Genomic DNA, 14,742 nt, shown 5'->3' with positions numbered 1-14,742 from the left:
AAATTCTTTAATGGCTAAAGCCCCTATGTTTATCCAGCATAGGCAATTTCTGCTGTGTCATTATCAGCCATGCTCTATGCATTCAAGTGTGGGAGTATTAGCTTAAATGTCTTTAACGGGTTCTACATTACTGCCTAGCCAAGAAGCTCTTTTAAACCGCTTACAGCATATTAGTCTCTATGGTCAGCAGCTCATTGTATTAACGGGTGAAGAGGGAGCGGGTAAAACAACGCTTGTTACTGCGTTATTAACTGAGTTAGAAGAATTTAGTTCCGCTCTGGTTATTTGCCCTGAATATTGCGACAGTGCTGAAATTCGTCGAAAGATACTGGTTCAATTGTTAGCCGATCCAGTATTTGATGATGAGTTACCCTTGCCTGAAACAATGCTAAGGGCTAGCTCTGCACTACCTTCTGCGAGTTGTATCGTATTGGATGATGCGCATTACATACCGCTTGAGATCTGGGCTGAGTGTATTGTGTTGAGCCAAATGTCATTTGCGGGCAAGACTGTCAATGTGACGATGACTTCGCCGGTTGAGTTTCTCAATGATGTTTTGCAACAACTCCCAGTGGATCAGAGGCAACTGTTATTACCATTAGATATCGAGCCAATAGATAGTGTCGAAAGAGAAGGTCTGTACTATACGCTATTGAGTCGCAGCGAAGCGCAGCCGTTTACTCCTAGAGATATCGTCAAAAATAGATTAGAGATGCAAGCTGGCACCCCGAAAGAAGTTGTTCTGCTACTTGAACTTGCATTAAACGGGGATGCTGAGGACGCGCAGTCTTCATCCAAGTTTAAACGTCCTCTGATAGCGGTGGCTATTGCATTAGCTATGTTTTTTCTTATCTGGTTATTTATGAGGACAGAGCCGGAAGTCGAACCAACAACGAAGGTGGTGTTTGCGGGTAAACCCGTTTTGACTTCGTCTTTTTTAGCCGACTATGGTGAGCAATTGCTAGCTGAACATTTTACCGTGCTAGGAAAACATCGTCAGATAGATGACGAATTCGAAAATGATGAAGCACTTATTAGCGATCTAGCGGCTGAACAAGCCACCAAAGATCTTCATGCCGATGCGGTCGATGTCGATGAACCTACAGTGGAGGCTGCTGATAACGCGGCTGAGATTATTGACTCTGTTACCAGTCAAAATATTGAAACCTTCTCAATCAAAGAAATTGAAACTCCAGCGGCAAAGGACTTGAAGAAGGATGTTGTTGATAGCGTTAAGGTGCTGCAAAGACCCCGGCAGGGTTACACATTGCAGTTAGCCAGTGTAAAGCGCTTAGACTCTTTAGTGAGAACGTTAGAAAATGTAGCACAGCAGGACGGGATTAAGGTTGCTAGATATAAGAGCCGTTGGGTGGTGCTGCTGGGTGAGTTCGCCACGGTAAAGCAAGCGAGAGAGCAATCGTTGAAATTAACGGCAAACAGCAATATTTCTGCTCCTTGGATCCGAAAATGGCAAGATCTTACTGAATATGAGTTACAAGATAGTGTTCCAACTCGTGAAATTAATTAATAAACAGAGTACAATCATCAGCTCTCTTTTTCTTAGTATTCAATCAATTTAAATGATTAAAAAACAAAGGGCCTTCTTAAAGTGGGCTGGCGGAAAATTTAAACTGATTGAAGCTCTAAAAGAGCACCTCCCTCAAGGCGATAGACTCGTTGAACCATTTGTAGGCGCGGGTTCTGTTTTTCTTAATACTGACTTTGAGCGTTATCTGCTGTGCGATATTAATCAAGACCTGATTAACTTGTATAAGATAGTGCAGTCAGAACCTGAAAAGTACATCAAAGCCGCTAAAGCATTGTTCGTCCCTGAGATGAATCAAAAAGATGCTTACTATAAAGTTCGTAGCAGCTTTAATGAGACGAAAGATCCCTTTAAGCGTTCGGTGTACTTTCTCTATATGAACCGTCATGGCTTTAATGGCTTGTGTCGTTATAACCGTAAAGGTGGCTTTAACGTACCTTTTGGCTCCTATAAAAAACCCTACTTCCCAGAAAATGAAATCCGTGCTTTTTCGGAAAAGGCGCAGCGTGCCGAATTTCGTTGTATTGGTTACGAACAGGCAATCGATATGACTAAAGATGGTGATGTAGTTTATTGCGATCCGCCTTACGCACCATTGTCATCAACGGCGAGCTTTACCACCTATGTAGGTGCTGGCTTCTCATTGGACGATCAGGCACTACTGGCAAGAAAATCACGCCACACTGCTATTGAACGTGGTATTCCTGTTTTGATCAGTAATCATGATATCCCACTGACCAGAGAGCTTTACCATGGCGCGACATTTGACTCTATTCAAGTGCAGCGCAATATTAGCCAAAAGGGCAGTAGTCGCAAGAAGGTCGATGAATTGATGGCGCTATATGATGATTCATATCATAGTGAAAATGATTGATTTTGGGTCTGCTAGACTAAATCGTTAACGTCTAGGCGAGTACCTGATTAACAATAAAAATCAGTCCTAATACAAATACCACTGCGAGCAAAATACCCATCACTATGTAGGGAATTGGAGAAGAAGTTTGAAAGTCTCTAAGCCGATTTTGCTCTGTTTGCACACCAATAAAGGCAGCTAGGGTACTTAAGAGTACTTGCCACCATCGATATAGCATAAGAGTTGTTATTCGCCCTTCATCGGAGAATTATCGCTAGTGATTGGCGAACTCTGATGGCCATATAACAGCTCAAAAAGATCGATGAAATGTAACTGATTAGTTTGGCTTTTACCTGTTAACCAGCTCTTCCAGCTCAAGTCGTGTGACTGAGAAGCGCAGCGGTTGCTTGGGTGACTTGCAGGTAGGCCAGGGTTATAACTGCTGTTTGCTGTATCGCAGACGCAAGCAGCACTAGAGGCCGTTTCAGTTGATTGAGATGTTAAGCTAATCGTTCCTAAAGCTGCAGTCACGACAGCAAGAGTAGCAGCAGCTCTAAAAGTCGCTGTTTTCTTGAATAATCCTTTCATGTCGTCCTCCTATTTATCATGCAGTCGCAACATTATAGCAAACAAGGTCATATTTTAAACATTTTTTACACTTAAATTCATTTTTACTGTTGCAATGAAAAATTTTAGCCTACCAATTTAGCTAAATGGGCTCCCAGCTATAGAGAGCGTGGACTGCAGCAGGTAGAATAGTGCACTTCTTAAACATACTGGTGGTTTTAATATGCGTCCATTTTTGATTGCTCCCTCTATTTTGTCTGCAGATTTCGCTCGTCTAGGTGAAGACGTTGATGCTGTATTGAACGCGGGTGCCGATGTTGTCCATTTTGATGTAATGGATAACCACTATGTACCAAATTTGACCATAGGTCCTATGGTATGCAAAGCATTGCGTGATTACGGTGTAACCGCAGATATTGACGTGCATTTAATGGTTAAACCTGTTGATCGCTTAATCCCTGATTTTGCCGCAGCTGGCGCCTCAATCATCACTTTCCATCCGGAAGCGAGCGAACATCTAGATCGTAGTTTGCAACTCATTAAAGAGTCAGGTTGTAAAGCGGGCTTAGTGTTTAATCCTGGTACGCCATTACATTATTTAGATCACGTGATGGACAAACTGGATGTCATTTTGTTGATGTCAGTAAACCCTGGTTTTGGTGGACAGTCGTTTATCCCGTCAACGTTAGACAAATTGCGTCAGGTACGTAAGCTGATTGACGACAGTGGTTTTGATATCCGTCTTGAAGTTGATGGTGGCGTTAAAGTGGATAATATCGCTGAAATTGCTGCTGCAGGCGCAGATATGTTTGTTGCTGGTTCTGCTATTTTCAATAAGCCAGACTACAAAGCGGTTATCGACGAAATGCGTGCTGAACTTGCTAGCGTTGAGGCATAGCTAATGAAAGATTTTAGTCAAATAAAAGCCGTTGCATTTGACTTAGATGGAACGCTAATTGATAGCGTTCCTGATCTTGCTGCTGCGACCAATGCAACTTTGCAAGAGCTAGAGTTGCCGCTGAGTACCGAGTCACAAGTACGCAGCTGGGTCGGTAATGGTGCTGAGATGTTGATGCGCCGAGCACTCAACTTTGCGCTTAATACCGAGGTTAGTGACGCGAAGCTTACTGCATGTATGCCAAGGTTTATGCACTTTTATCAGCAAAACTTGCAGCAGCATAGTCGCTTATACGACAACGTCGAACAAGTACTTAATGCGCTGCACTCAGCGGGTTATCAGCTGGCTATCGTCACCAATAAGCCTTTCGAATTTACGGTGCCACTGCTTAAAGCGTTTAACCTAGACAGCTATTTTTCGATAGTACTAGGCGGTGATTCATTAGCCAAAATGAAACCCGATCCGCTACCGTTAATGCATATTATGCAACAGTGGCAGCTTGAGCCTGAGCAGCTATTAATGGTTGGCGACTCAAAAAATGACATAATAGCGGCAAAAGCTGCAGCTATCGGTTCAATAGGCTTGACCTATGGCTACAACTACGGTGAAGATATTGGCCTAAGCGGCCCGACCGCCGTATGTGAACAATTTAGTGAAATTTCCGCGTTACTAAAATAAGCGCGACAAGCAATGGAGCAATAAATAAAATGACGACCCCTCTAACGAAACCTGTAGTCCTAAGTGGTGCTCAGCCCTCAGGTGCACTTACCATTGGTAACTATATGGGCGCGTTACGTCAATGGGTTGCCATGCAAGATAGTCATGATTGCCTTTATTGCGTCGTTGACCTGCATGCAATCACCGTGAGACAAGATCCAGTTAAATTACGTGAAGCTTGTCTTGATACTCTAGCGCTATATTTGGCCTGTGGTGTCGACCCTAAAAAGAGCACGGTATTTATTCAGTCGCAAGTGCCGCAGCATACACAGTTAGGTTGGGCATTGAACTGTTACACCCAGATGGGTGAACTAAACCGCATGACGCAGTTTAAAGACAAATCACAAAAGCATGCCAACAACATTAACGTTGGTTTGTTTGGTTACCCAGTGCTAATGGCTGCTGATATTTTACTGTATCAAGCAAATGAGATCCCAGTAGGTCAAGATCAGAAGCAGCATTTGGAGCTGACTCGTGATATCGCGACTCGCTTTAACAATGCTTACGGCGAAACCTTTGTGGTACCGGAGCCGTTTATCCCAGAGCATGGCGCTAAGGTGATGTCGCTGCAAGATCCGCTGAAGAAGATGTCTAAGTCTGATGACAACCGTAATAACGTTATCGAGTTGTTGGAAGATCCAAAAGCGATTATGAAGAAGATCAAAAAGGCGATGACGGATGGCCAAGAGCCACCAATGGTGCGATTCGACACCGTAGAGAAGCCTGGTGTCTCCAACCTTCTGAGCCTAATGTCTGGCTGTACTGGTCAATCAATCGCAGCACTAGAGGCTGAGTTTGAAGGCAAGATGTATGGTCATCTAAAAGTTGCTACCGGTGAAGCCGTTGTGAGCATGCTTGAGCCAATTCAACAACGCTTTAAAGAGTACCGCGCTGATCAAACATTCTTGAATCAAGTGATGCAAGATGGTGCAGAGAAAGCACAAGCTAGAGCTGAAGTGACAATCAAGCAAGTGTACGAAAAGATTGGCCTTATCGTTTAAAGTTAAAGAGCCACAATAGATAAAAGCCAGCTTGTACGCTGGCTTTTTTTATGGCTTAAGACTGCTTAGTTAGCCAGTCAGCAAAGGCTTTAATCGCAGGCTCTTTCAAACGTCGCAGCTTACAACTGAAGTAGAACTCAAACCCAGTTAAAATATCCGGCAATGCAAGCTCAACGAGTACACCTTTCTCTATATCCGCTTGCACCATAAAGTCTGATGCTAGTGCGATCCCTTGACCTGCAATTGACGCTTCAATCGCCAGTAATACGTGGCTAAAAATATGCTGCTGTTGTTCTGGCGGTAAAATCATATCGTTTGCAATAAACCAGCGGTCCCAGTCGAGCCCTAGCGGCCCTTCATCGACGGTAAGCAGTGGATGTGAGCTGAGTTCATATATTGGGTCATCTGAGGATAATAAACTGGGGCTGATCACCGGTACCAAGCGCTCTTTATGTAGCGATTGATGATAATAACCAGGTTGACCACTTTGCCCGGTGATAAACATATCAGCCACGTTGTCACTGAGTTCAGGGTCATCAGTGATCATATCAAGACGGACCTTAATTTCTGGATGCTGCCTTCTGAACTCATTAAGTCTTGGAATTAACCACTTTATGGCAAAAGAGCTGTAGACCGCGAGTCGCAATTGGTCATTACTATCACCGCTTATTTGTTTACTCAAATCACTTAGATCATTAAAAATCCGCTCTAGCGATTCATAAAGGTGCTGGCCTTTGGTCGTTAGCCTTAATTGACGTCCTTCTCGTTTAAATAAGCGCTCACCAAAGTGTTCTTCGAGCAGCCTAACTTGATGCGATACAGCACTCTGGGTAATGCACAGCTCGTTGGCGGCCTTGGAGAAGTGGCTCTGCCTTGCTGCAGCCTCAAAGACTTGCAGCGCGCGCAACGGCGGAAGTTTTCTCATCGATGATCCTTATTGTCGCAAACGAATAGATTTTCACATGAGCTTAATGAGTGATATTGCTCATAGTATTAATTTAATTCATGTATTGATAAAAAACATCATTTCTAGTGCTGATTTGCGCGCTATATCATCCGCATATATTGAGTTAAGTGGTTAGAAATTAAAAATGAAGTCAAATGTGATGATTGGTATTGGATTACTGATATTCGGTAATCTATTTAGTGCGCTGTATGATGTATCGATTAAATGGATGCCAGAGGGCAGTAATGCTGCAACGTTTCTGCTCATTCGTCAGGTATTGTCTGTTTTGATGCTACTACCATTATGGTTTGCAGCTCGATGCCCAACTTCCAAGTACTTAAAACTGCACTTATTTAGGGCTAACACCGGGGCTTTAGGAGCTGTGTGCTTAATAATGGGCTTGATGGCATTACCGATGGCAACCGTGAGTTCACTGTTTTTCTCGGCGCCGTTAATCATTGTTTTGCTTGGCTGCGTGCTGCTTAAGGAGAAAGTCACTCCATCGCAATGGCTCGCCACTATTCTCGGCTTTATTGGGATCTTAATCTTGTTAAGACCAAGTGAGATAAATTGGTTTGGTATCGCAGTGCTTATCGCAGCAATAACCTTTGCTATTAATCAACTCGCACTGCGCAAGCTACCAACCACAGAGAACCCAACAGTGACACTTATGCTGTATAACGCACTGGGTATTCCGCTGGTGGCCGTTATGGTTGCAGTGCAAGGATTAGAGGGCGTTAGCTGGCAACTGGTGGCCATTGCAGCGCTGAGCAATAGCTTTTTACTGGCTTATCATTGGTTTTGTGTATTGGCATATCGCCGAGCACAAGCAAGCCAGGTCGCAATTGCTGAGTATAGTGGACTGCTTTTTTGTGTCTTCTTTGGCTGGTTGTTGTTCGAGGAATGGTTAGATACATTAAGTTGGGTCGGTGCCGCATTTATTGTATTGCCGTCGCTTATCTTGCCATGGCTAAGTCATATAATGGTTAACAGCAACCCAAAAAAAATCATCGAGCACAATGCGCGATGATTTTATGATTTGATCTGCTAACGGGTGTACTTAAGGTTATGAATCTGTGTACTCAAATACCTTGATCACTTTTCGTACACCGGCGGTATTGCGGGTAACGTCAACGGCAAGATCAGCTTGTTGGCGTGCAACTAAGCCGATTAAGAATACTTCGCCGTTTTCGGTCACTACTTTAATATTAGTGACATCCAGTCCATCTTCACTCAGCATGCGGCTTTTGACCTTGGTCGTTATCCAAGTATCGTTGCTGCGGGTGGTAAATGAAGTCGGGTTACCGATCCTAATTTGATTGTGGATCTTACCGCCGATTTTAAGCTCTTGCACTGTGCGTACGGCTTTGTCCCTTAACATTGAATTAGGCGCTTGCCCGATCATCAATACGTTAGAGTTCATCACCACGCCGGTCACATTCGCTTGGTTTTTCAAGTCTTCATGTGCCGAAAGCGCGCTAGAGATATTAAAATCTGCGTTGGTATCATCAAGCTGTGTTTGAAAGCTGCGTTCATCGTTGACCATCATAGCGCCTCCAACTGCGCCGACCATTACGGCTCCTGCGCAGCCCTGAAGCATCAACAAGATAGTAACTAATGAAAGCAGCTTTCTCATGCTTGTTCGTCCTGAGGAAACAGAGTGCGATCGATGTTGTCACATAGGCAATGAATAGCCAATAAGTGTACTTCTTGAATGCGAGCTGTCACATTTGAAGGGACACGAATTTCAACGTCATTAACGCTTAGTAAGCCGGCCATTGCACCACCGTCTTTGCCGGTTAATGATACGATCGTCATATCACGGCTCAGTGCAGCTTCCATTGCCTTAATGACGTTACCAGAGTTACCACTGGTTGAGATGGCTAGCAAAATATCACCAGGCTGACCTAACGCCATAATCTGTTTTGAGTAGATTTCATCGTAGCTATAATCGTTAGCAATAGCGGTAATCGTTGAGGTGTCACAGCTCAATGCAATAGCGGGTAAAGGTGGGCGCTCTATTTCATAACGATTTAACAGCTCAGCCGAAAAGTGTTGTGCATCACCAGCACTACCACCATTACCACAGGCTAAAATCTTATTACCACCTAACAAACATTGCACCATCATCTCTGCCGCTTTGGCAATCGACTCTGGTAATGCTTCTGAAGCATCAATTTTAGTTTGGATAGACTCTGTAAAGCTGTCTTTTATACGCTCTAACATGGGATTACCTTTTTATAGTCCTGCGCGTTTCTATCTACGCACAATTTAAAATGAATTTGGGTCAAAACGCGCTGCGGATCCAATTTATACCACTGGGATCGGCTGCGATAACATCAAACCGACAAATTGCATCGATTTGGTTTAATTGTATGTAATGACTAGCTGCCTTTCTGATACGGTTAGTTTGCGCCGAGCTTAATGCATTCAACGCACCGCCAAATTGAGTATGAGTGCGATATTTTACCTCAACGAATACCCAATCTTTGCCATCGCGCATCACTAAGTCTATTTCGCCAAAACGATAGCGTACGTTTTGTTCGACAAACTTTAGTCCATGTTGTTCCAAATACTGTCGCGCGGCGACTTCAGCTGCTTGTCCTTTAACCGCTGTTTTTTCTTTCAAATTCGCTCTTCCCTGTGGCGGTATTTGAATATAACGCAAAAAGCCTTTTAATAGCTAAGGCTCAAGCCAAATTTACATTTTGCTAAAAAGCCTATTATAGCGGACGAAGGTTACCTCTCTGATAACGTCCCCAGCTCAGTTGGCGGTTAATTGTGCCATCCGGTTGTACTGACAATACACCACTTCGGCCAGAAAACTGGTAACCCGGTAGCGCTCGCATTTGTGCAAGTTTACCGACTAAATCTAATGCGTCATAGCCCATAATGTATAGCCGTTTACGACTGTTACTCCACTTCGGCCATAACTCATTCACCATACGTGTTTCTGTGTTAGGGCTAATTAACCATGGAATGTCACTAATTGTAAGGTTATTCAACTCACTGGCAGTTTCACGACTGTTGCTTCCAACTCGGCTACGGCTGGTAGTATATAGCGGTACTGGCTCGGCAAAGACACTGAAGTTAACGTCGATAAATGGCTTTAATAGCAGCAGATCGCGACTTGCCGAGATCATATAAATGGCATCAATGTCGCGACGAGAGCGAAAGTCAGCCTCAATCTTAGGTGTCAAAATTGCCTTAATTCGTGCTATACGCTCTTTGCTGTCGATAACACCTAATGCTTTTTGTACTGTGACTTTCATTTTGTCACCAGCATCATAGTAATGGATTTCAGCAGGCTTTTGAGTGAGCAGTTGCCAAGCCTCGCTAAAGCTTTCAGCCATGCGGTGGCCGACAGCATCATTGCTGACTAGCAGTAGAGGCTGCTCAATACCATCATTATAAAGTCTCTGAGCGGCATCAATGGCTTCATCCGTGGGTGACAGTGCGAAGAAAAACTTGTCATCTTGCGGAGTGAAGTTATCAATATGGTTTAAATAAAGCTGTGGAATACTTTTAGCAACCTGAGTGTTTGGGGTTGTAGCAGGCGTAATACCCCTGCTTGCGGTTGGACTTAATTCTACTGACTCAGTGGTTGTGGCGGTTACGGCCATATCCTGTAACTGTTCTACTTCAGATTGCAGCAGTGGACCAATAATAAACTCAGCACCAGCAGTTACAGCTTGCTGATAGGCTGCTTGAGCACCTGGAGCAGTATCAAAAAATTTTACTGAAACACTGTCATCTGCCGTTGCCATATAGTTGGCAATAATGCCTTGTTTAACCACATTTGCCACGACGGCTCTAGAGCCTGTTAGTGGTAATAGAACGGCGATATTCTTAGGCTGATAGGGCTTAGTGTTGAGGGCTTTTTCAAGATCTGTCGGCAGTTTAGCTGCAGCAGGATGGGTTGGGTTTAACTGCTGCCAGCTGCCCAATTGACGGACTAAATCATTAGGGTTAATGGCATAGTGTTTGGCAATGTAAGCTAACTGTACCCAGCCTGCAAAAATAGGATTACTGCGGTCATCTCGAAAGCTTAGCAATGTTTGCTCATTAATAGGCTGCAGTGAGCGCCAGATTTCGTCATTGACTTCAAAAGCTTGTGTTGCAGGTAAATACTGACTGAGCAAACTTAGCTGGCGAACCTGTTCAATAGGCTGATTGATCTGCTGGTATAAGCGCGCCTTGAATTGGTAATAGCTGACCCATTGCCAGTTTGGTAGCTGCCAATTGCTTGGGTAATTGAGAACTTCAAGAGCGTGATTGTAAGTCGAAATAACTTCTAAAACCCGCGCAGATAGATATTTATGCTCTGCTAATAGCTCAGGTTTTTGGGTTATATCTTGTGCAATTGACTTCAAAGTCTTATCTGCAGCGTTGGCATTGCCTTCGTTTAGCAGTGCGTGGGCAGCCAATAAAACATACTTATCGCGGGTTTCGCGGTTTTTTTCATTGGCAGCTAATGCTAAGTACTGCGATGAAGCCTGCGTCACTGCAGACAACGAAACCTCTGTTTTTTCAGTCTTTACTGGCGTTGTCGGGGTACCACAACCGAACAAAACGGCAGATAAAATCGCGATTGAGATAAATTTAGTTGAATTCAGTCTTTTTAACACAGGTCTTCACTCTGGTAAGATGCTGTCATTAGTTTAACCTGCTCTTACGCTTGGCGAAAGTCTTGTTAAAAACTCTTGCCATTAGTCAATACAGAGGTAGATATGGACCTGTCGGTCGCGCTTTATATTGTTCCCACGCCAATTGGGAATTTAGGAGATATTAGTAGCCGTGCAATTGAGGTACTTAATCAAGTATCACTCATCGCCTGTGAGGATACGCGTCACAGTGGTAAGTTGTTAAGCCACTTTGGAATTGAGACGCGTAAAACCGCACTGCATGATCATAACGAGCGTGATAGAGCGCAGTGGATCATTCAGAAGTTGGGTAATGGTGAAGCGGTCGCGCTTATTTCTGATGCTGGCACGCCACTTATTTCAGATCCCGGTTACCATTTGGTAAAGCAGGTACGTGAAGCAGGTTTCGATGTTGTTCCTTTACCTGGTCCTTGTGCAGCGATTACAGCGTTGAGCGCCTCAGGTTTGCCGTCAGACCGCTTCTCTTTTGAAGGTTTTTTACCTTCAAAAGAAAAAGGCCGTTTAGATAAGCTCGCAGCGCTTAAAGAAGACCCTCGGACTTTAATTTTTTACGAATCTCCTCATCGTATTGTGCACAGCTTAGAGTCTATTGCCGCAGCACTTGGTGATGATCGCGAAATTGTGATGGCACGCGAAGTGACTAAAACCTTTGAGACCTTCCTGTCAGGCTCTGTTGCCGAAGTGCTGCAAACGGTAAAAGATGATGCGAATCAACAGCGCGGTGAAATTGTGTTGATGTGCCATGGATACCGTAGTGATGAAGAATCAGAGTTTTCAGCGGTGGTTATCGACACCTTAAAATTACTGTGTGAAGAGCTACCATTGAAGAAAGCTTCAGCCATTGCTGGGCAGATCTATGGCATCAAGAAGAATGCACTTTATAAGCACGGATTAGCGATCGGTCTCTAATAGGAAGCTTTAGTTGTAAGGCTATTTGTGAAAGTCCTTGGTTTGTTGCTTTCGCTTAGGCTATAATCCGCGCCGAGTTGGCTAGACAGTTGCCGCGTTCGCAAGAACGGGGAGGAAAGTCCGGGCTTCAAAGAGCAGGGTACCAGGTAACGCCTGGGCGGTGTGAACCGACGACAAGTGCAGCAGAGAGAAGACCGCCAACTTCGGTTGGTAAGGGTGAAAGGGTGCGGTAAGAGCGCACCGTGCGGCTAGTAATAGTCCGTAGCAAGGTAAACTCTACCCGAAGCAAGACCAAATAGGGTCCCGTATGGCGCTGCTCGCGTTGGGACCGGGTAGGTCGCTTGAGCCTGTGAGCGATTGCAGGCCTAGATGAATAACTGTCCACGACAGGACCCGGCTTATCGGCAAACTCTTTGGATGAAGACAACTGCTTGTTCTGCAAGCAGTTGTCTGATTTCTTATCTCAAACTCCCCCCCTTGTTACACGGTGTGTTACACCACTTGTTACACGCTTTTCCATTTCTAAGTCAAAATCTTACTTACTATCTCAGACATATATCTATTCAAAGTCGACTCCATAATCTGATTCAGATCGTGAGGTGCTTGTCATGAAAGCCGTTTATGGATTCAATCATCTATATCTGCGCAACAACACTTATTACTTCCGCTTTATCTTGCGAAGACATCGAGTGAAGTTCCAATTCACCTTGAGTTTACAATCAACTGACTTTAGTGAAGCCATTGTTTCATGGAAGAAAATAAGCAATGAGACCGCTAAACTGAAAAAGCTTGTACTGGCTTTCCAAAAGCATGAAACTGAAGAGATTGGTCGATTAGTAAATGGATTTAAAGTCAGTATGCAAAAACAGCTCAAGATGCACCACATTGACTCTATCGTTGCAGAGTTAGAACAGTCTTATAATGACAATGCCCACCTACTTAAGGTACTAGGCAATAATTGCCCATTAGGTTTCCCTGACAGCTTTCACCATGCTTATAAGTCAATATATGAAGATGGATGCAGTATTTCGTCAGATCAAAAACTGGTGGAATATGTAGGTGGTTTATCTAGTGTTGAAAAATCTGCTTTTATACAGTTTTTGGCAAGCGTGCTGGTTCGTTTCACCGAAGAAGAACAAGAGGTTAATAACCAAGGGTTAGCCTCAACGGCAAGAAATACATTAGCTACTCATGGTTTTGCGGTAAATGAAAATTCGATAGAGTTTCAGGTGCTAATGAGTAAGCTCAAATCCTCTACACAGATCCAAAACTCACTAATCGAAAGCGTTGCGAATGAAGATGGTGTGCGAGAGCGAGAATTAGCGTCGTTAGTCCAAACTGCCCAGCCACAAGCCAATACACCGACACCGAGTGCCGAGACCATCAGTGATGCACCCCTTTTCTCTGAGGTTTACACCGAATTCCTACAACACAAAATAGCTAAAAAAAATCTATCAGACAAAATGCAATCGGACTACACGAGAAAATATGTGGTTTGGGAAGCATTGGTCAAAGATAAGCCTATCGATCTTTATACTCCAAAAGACATTGGTCGATTTATAGATCGTTGCTTCGAATTGCCAAAGATGAATATCGGCCCATACAGCAAAATGTCTTGGTCTGAGCGCCTAGAAGTTGATGTTCCTGAAAAGGACTTAGCATCAACTAAGTCGGTACACCACTATTACAAGTGGTTACAGGGTGTTTTTGCTTACGCTAAAGGTGACACCATTGGCTATATCAATGCTTCTCCTTGCTCGATAAAGCGAGAGTTTAAGTCTAGAACTCGTGGCGTGTTTGATGATTTAGAACTGCAAGTATTCCTCAAAGCGGCTGATAATGAGAAACAACTTTGGCGTAAGTGGATTGTTTATCTTGGCATCTACACCGGTGCTAGGCGTGGGGAGTTAGTTCAGCTTCGCAAAGAGGACGTGAAGTTCGATACTGCGACTAAGCGTCATTACCTACTAATCACTGATGTACACGAAAGCCAAAAGCTAAAAACAGGCAACGCTAAACGTAAAATACCGTTACATATGGATCTAATCAATGCTGGCTTCATCGATTATGTGGAGTCCTGTAAGGAGCGAGTATTTGATAGTGTGAATAATAGTGAGGTAGTGACCGCGTGGTTTGCGAGGCAATTGCATAACCTTGAGATCGACTCAACTAATGAGTTAGGTCATATCCGATCGTTTCATAGTTTCCGCCATACATTTATTACTAAGGTGATGAACGCTGGTGTACAAGTAAACTTAGTGCAACAGGTGGTAGGACATGAAATAAGCTCGCTTGGAATCACGGGTAATTACACCCACAAATCGACCGAGCTTAAGCATGTGTTGCCAGTGGTGGATGGGCTAGTGGTATAGAAGTGTTTATTTGTGTCGTTACCTAACACTGCAATACACCTTAATGTATATTCATGACATATAAAGCTTTGGAGTCGTGATGGACCCCCTTAATGATTTTAAGAAAAAAGCAAAGATTGTCGCCCGTGACTTTGGACTCTATGGCTATCAAGCAGAATTAGTCGTTGCTCAAGTAGCAATGCCCTAACATGGGCAGATTTATGGAGAGTAGTATTAAGTGTCACCTCCTATTCTTTACCGTCGGACTCTAATATTAAGCGAGTTGTTGA

General features: G+C 43.9%; 15 protein-coding genes and 1 other RNA gene. 9 read left to right on the top strand and 7 right to left on the bottom strand.

The features are described from left to right. The first annotated feature begins 106 nt into the window (after window positions 1-106). Both K5R16_RS16345 and K5R16_RS16340 read left to right on the top strand, forming a co-directional pair. Window positions 107-1,528, top strand: a complete 1,422-nt coding sequence (locus K5R16_RS16345) for an AAA family ATPase (RefSeq protein WP_220738625.1) — start codon at window positions 107-109, stop codon at window positions 1,526-1,528. Window positions 1,529-1,580: 52 nt separating this feature from the next. Then, the gene (locus K5R16_RS16340) at window positions 1,581-2,420 is read left to right on the top strand and encodes a Dam family site-specific DNA-(adenine-N6)-methyltransferase (RefSeq protein WP_220738623.1); all 840 of its coding nucleotides are present in this window, start codon (window positions 1,581-1,583) and stop codon (window positions 2,418-2,420) included. A 31-nt stretch (window positions 2,421-2,451) separates the two neighbouring features. On the opposite strand, the gene K5R16_RS16335 is transcribed toward K5R16_RS16340, so the two are convergent. Beyond that, window positions 2,452-2,637 (bottom strand): DUF2970 domain-containing protein, encoded by a 186-nt coding sequence (locus K5R16_RS16335; RefSeq protein ID WP_220738621.1) that lies wholly within the window; start codon window positions 2,635-2,637, stop codon window positions 2,452-2,454. A gap of 8 nt (window positions 2,638-2,645) precedes the next feature. After that, window positions 2,646-2,987, bottom strand: coding sequence for a hypothetical protein (locus K5R16_RS16330; RefSeq protein ID WP_220738619.1), 342 nt, complete (start codon window positions 2,985-2,987; stop codon window positions 2,646-2,648). Between the two features lie 202 nt (window positions 2,988-3,189). Here K5R16_RS16330 and rpe point away from each other — a divergent pair, with 202 nt between their 5' ends. Genes rpe through trpS form a run of 3 tightly spaced genes read left to right on the top strand, consistent with a single transcriptional unit; the run spans window position 3,190 to window position 5,582 of the window. Further along, entirely contained in the window at window positions 3,190-3,864 is a 675-nt protein-coding gene (rpe, locus tag K5R16_RS16325; RefSeq protein WP_220738617.1) for a ribulose-phosphate 3-epimerase, read from the top strand. Window positions 3,865-3,867: 3 nt separating this feature from the next. After that, complete coding sequence (locus K5R16_RS16320) at window positions 3,868-4,542, top strand: phosphoglycolate phosphatase (protein ID WP_220738615.1); 675 nt, start codon at window positions 3,868-3,870, stop codon at window positions 4,540-4,542. Between the two features lie 29 nt (window positions 4,543-4,571). Then, window positions 4,572-5,582 (top strand): tryptophan--tRNA ligase, encoded by a 1,011-nt coding sequence (gene trpS / locus K5R16_RS16315; protein WP_220738613.1) that lies wholly within the window; start codon window positions 4,572-4,574, stop codon window positions 5,580-5,582. Between the two features lie 55 nt (window positions 5,583-5,637). Here the strand turns inward: trpS and K5R16_RS16310 are convergent, their stop codons facing one another. After that, window positions 5,638-6,507 (bottom strand): LysR substrate-binding domain-containing protein, encoded by an 870-nt coding sequence (locus tag K5R16_RS16310; protein WP_220738611.1) that lies wholly within the window; start codon window positions 6,505-6,507, stop codon window positions 5,638-5,640. Between the two features lie 166 nt (window positions 6,508-6,673). Here K5R16_RS16310 and K5R16_RS16305 point away from each other — a divergent pair, with 166 nt between their 5' ends. Further along, entirely contained in the window at window positions 6,674-7,558 is an 885-nt protein-coding gene (locus tag K5R16_RS16305; protein WP_220738609.1) for a DMT family transporter, read from the top strand. A 36-nt stretch (window positions 7,559-7,594) separates the two neighbouring features. Here the strand turns inward: K5R16_RS16305 and K5R16_RS16300 are convergent, their stop codons facing one another. From K5R16_RS16300 to K5R16_RS16285, 4 genes are all read right to left on the bottom strand, one after another. Further along, on the bottom strand, window positions 7,595-8,164 hold the full coding sequence (locus K5R16_RS16300) for a BON domain-containing protein (RefSeq protein WP_220738607.1): 570 nt from the start codon (window positions 8,162-8,164) through the stop codon (window positions 7,595-7,597). After that, window positions 8,161-8,754: a phosphoheptose isomerase gene (locus K5R16_RS16295; protein ID WP_020912196.1), complete on the bottom strand. Its 594-nt coding sequence runs from the start codon at window positions 8,752-8,754 to the stop codon at window positions 8,161-8,163. The genes K5R16_RS16300 and K5R16_RS16295 overlap by 4 nt, the downstream gene beginning before the upstream one ends. 61 nt (window positions 8,755-8,815) lie before the next feature. Beyond that, entirely contained in the window at window positions 8,816-9,157 is a 342-nt protein-coding gene (locus tag K5R16_RS16290; RefSeq protein ID WP_220738605.1) for a YraN family protein, read from the bottom strand. A gap of 94 nt (window positions 9,158-9,251) precedes the next feature. Continuing rightward, window positions 9,252-11,156, bottom strand: coding sequence for a penicillin-binding protein activator (locus K5R16_RS16285; protein WP_220738603.1), 1,905 nt, complete (start codon window positions 11,154-11,156; stop codon window positions 9,252-9,254). A 102-nt stretch (window positions 11,157-11,258) separates the two neighbouring features. Between K5R16_RS16285 and rsmI the strand changes: the two genes are divergently transcribed. From rsmI to K5R16_RS16270, 3 genes are all read left to right on the top strand, one after another. Next, on the top strand, window positions 11,259-12,101 hold the full coding sequence (gene rsmI / locus K5R16_RS16280) for a 16S rRNA (cytidine(1402)-2'-O)-methyltransferase (RefSeq protein WP_220738601.1): 843 nt from the start codon (window positions 11,259-11,261) through the stop codon (window positions 12,099-12,101). A 73-nt stretch (window positions 12,102-12,174) separates the two neighbouring features. After that, an RNA gene (gene rnpB / locus K5R16_RS16275) (RNase P RNA component class A) lies at window positions 12,175-12,518 on the top strand. A 191-nt stretch (window positions 12,519-12,709) separates the two neighbouring features. After that, window positions 12,710-14,473 carry a DUF3258 domain-containing protein gene (locus K5R16_RS16270; protein WP_220738599.1) on the top strand — a complete coding sequence of 588 codons (1,764 nt, stop codon included), beginning with the start codon at window positions 12,710-12,712 and terminating at the stop codon, window positions 14,471-14,473. Window positions 14,474-14,742 lie beyond the last annotated feature (269 nt).

Origin of the sequence: Shewanella sp. c952 (genome assembly GCF_019654975.1) — a bacterium.
In the GTDB taxonomy this organism is placed as follows: domain Bacteria; phylum Pseudomonadota; class Gammaproteobacteria; order Enterobacterales; family Shewanellaceae; genus Shewanella.
The sequence above is the reverse complement of the archived record's forward strand: the minus strand, read 5'-3'. Positions and strand labels throughout refer to the sequence as shown.

What these genes read in the sequence shown, in the direction of transcription:
- K5R16_RS16340 (WP_220738623.1), top strand. Translation starts at nt 1,581, where the DNA reads ATGATTAAAAAACAAAGGGCCTTCTTAAAGTGGGCTGGCGGAAAATTT.
- K5R16_RS16300 (WP_220738607.1), bottom strand. Translation starts at nt 8,164, where the DNA reads ATGAGAAAGCTGCTTTCATTAGTTACTATCTTGTTGATGCTTCAGGGC.
- K5R16_RS16335 (WP_220738621.1), bottom strand. Translation starts at nt 2,637, where the DNA reads ATGCTATATCGATGGTGGCAAGTACTCTTAAGTACCCTAGCTGCCTTT.
- trpS (WP_220738613.1), top strand. Translation starts at nt 4,572, where the DNA reads ATGACGACCCCTCTAACGAAACCTGTAGTCCTAAGTGGTGCTCAGCCC.
- K5R16_RS16345 (WP_220738625.1), top strand. Translation starts at nt 107, where the DNA reads ATGTCTTTAACGGGTTCTACATTACTGCCTAGCCAAGAAGCTCTTTTA.
- K5R16_RS16320 (WP_220738615.1), top strand. Translation starts at nt 3,868, where the DNA reads ATGAAAGATTTTAGTCAAATAAAAGCCGTTGCATTTGACTTAGATGGA.
- rsmI (WP_220738601.1), top strand. Translation starts at nt 11,259, where the DNA reads ATGGACCTGTCGGTCGCGCTTTATATTGTTCCCACGCCAATTGGGAAT.
- K5R16_RS16270 (WP_220738599.1), top strand. Translation starts at nt 12,710, where the DNA reads ATGAAAGCCGTTTATGGATTCAATCATCTATATCTGCGCAACAACACT.
- K5R16_RS16330 (WP_220738619.1), bottom strand. Translation starts at nt 2,987, where the DNA reads ATGAAAGGATTATTCAAGAAAACAGCGACTTTTAGAGCTGCTGCTACT.
- K5R16_RS16295 (WP_020912196.1), bottom strand. Translation starts at nt 8,754, where the DNA reads ATGTTAGAGCGTATAAAAGACAGCTTTACAGAGTCTATCCAAACTAAA.
- K5R16_RS16305 (WP_220738609.1), top strand. Translation starts at nt 6,674, where the DNA reads ATGAAGTCAAATGTGATGATTGGTATTGGATTACTGATATTCGGTAAT.
- rpe (WP_220738617.1), top strand. Translation starts at nt 3,190, where the DNA reads ATGCGTCCATTTTTGATTGCTCCCTCTATTTTGTCTGCAGATTTCGCT.
- K5R16_RS16310 (WP_220738611.1), bottom strand. Translation starts at nt 6,507, where the DNA reads ATGAGAAAACTTCCGCCGTTGCGCGCGCTGCAAGTCTTTGAGGCTGCA.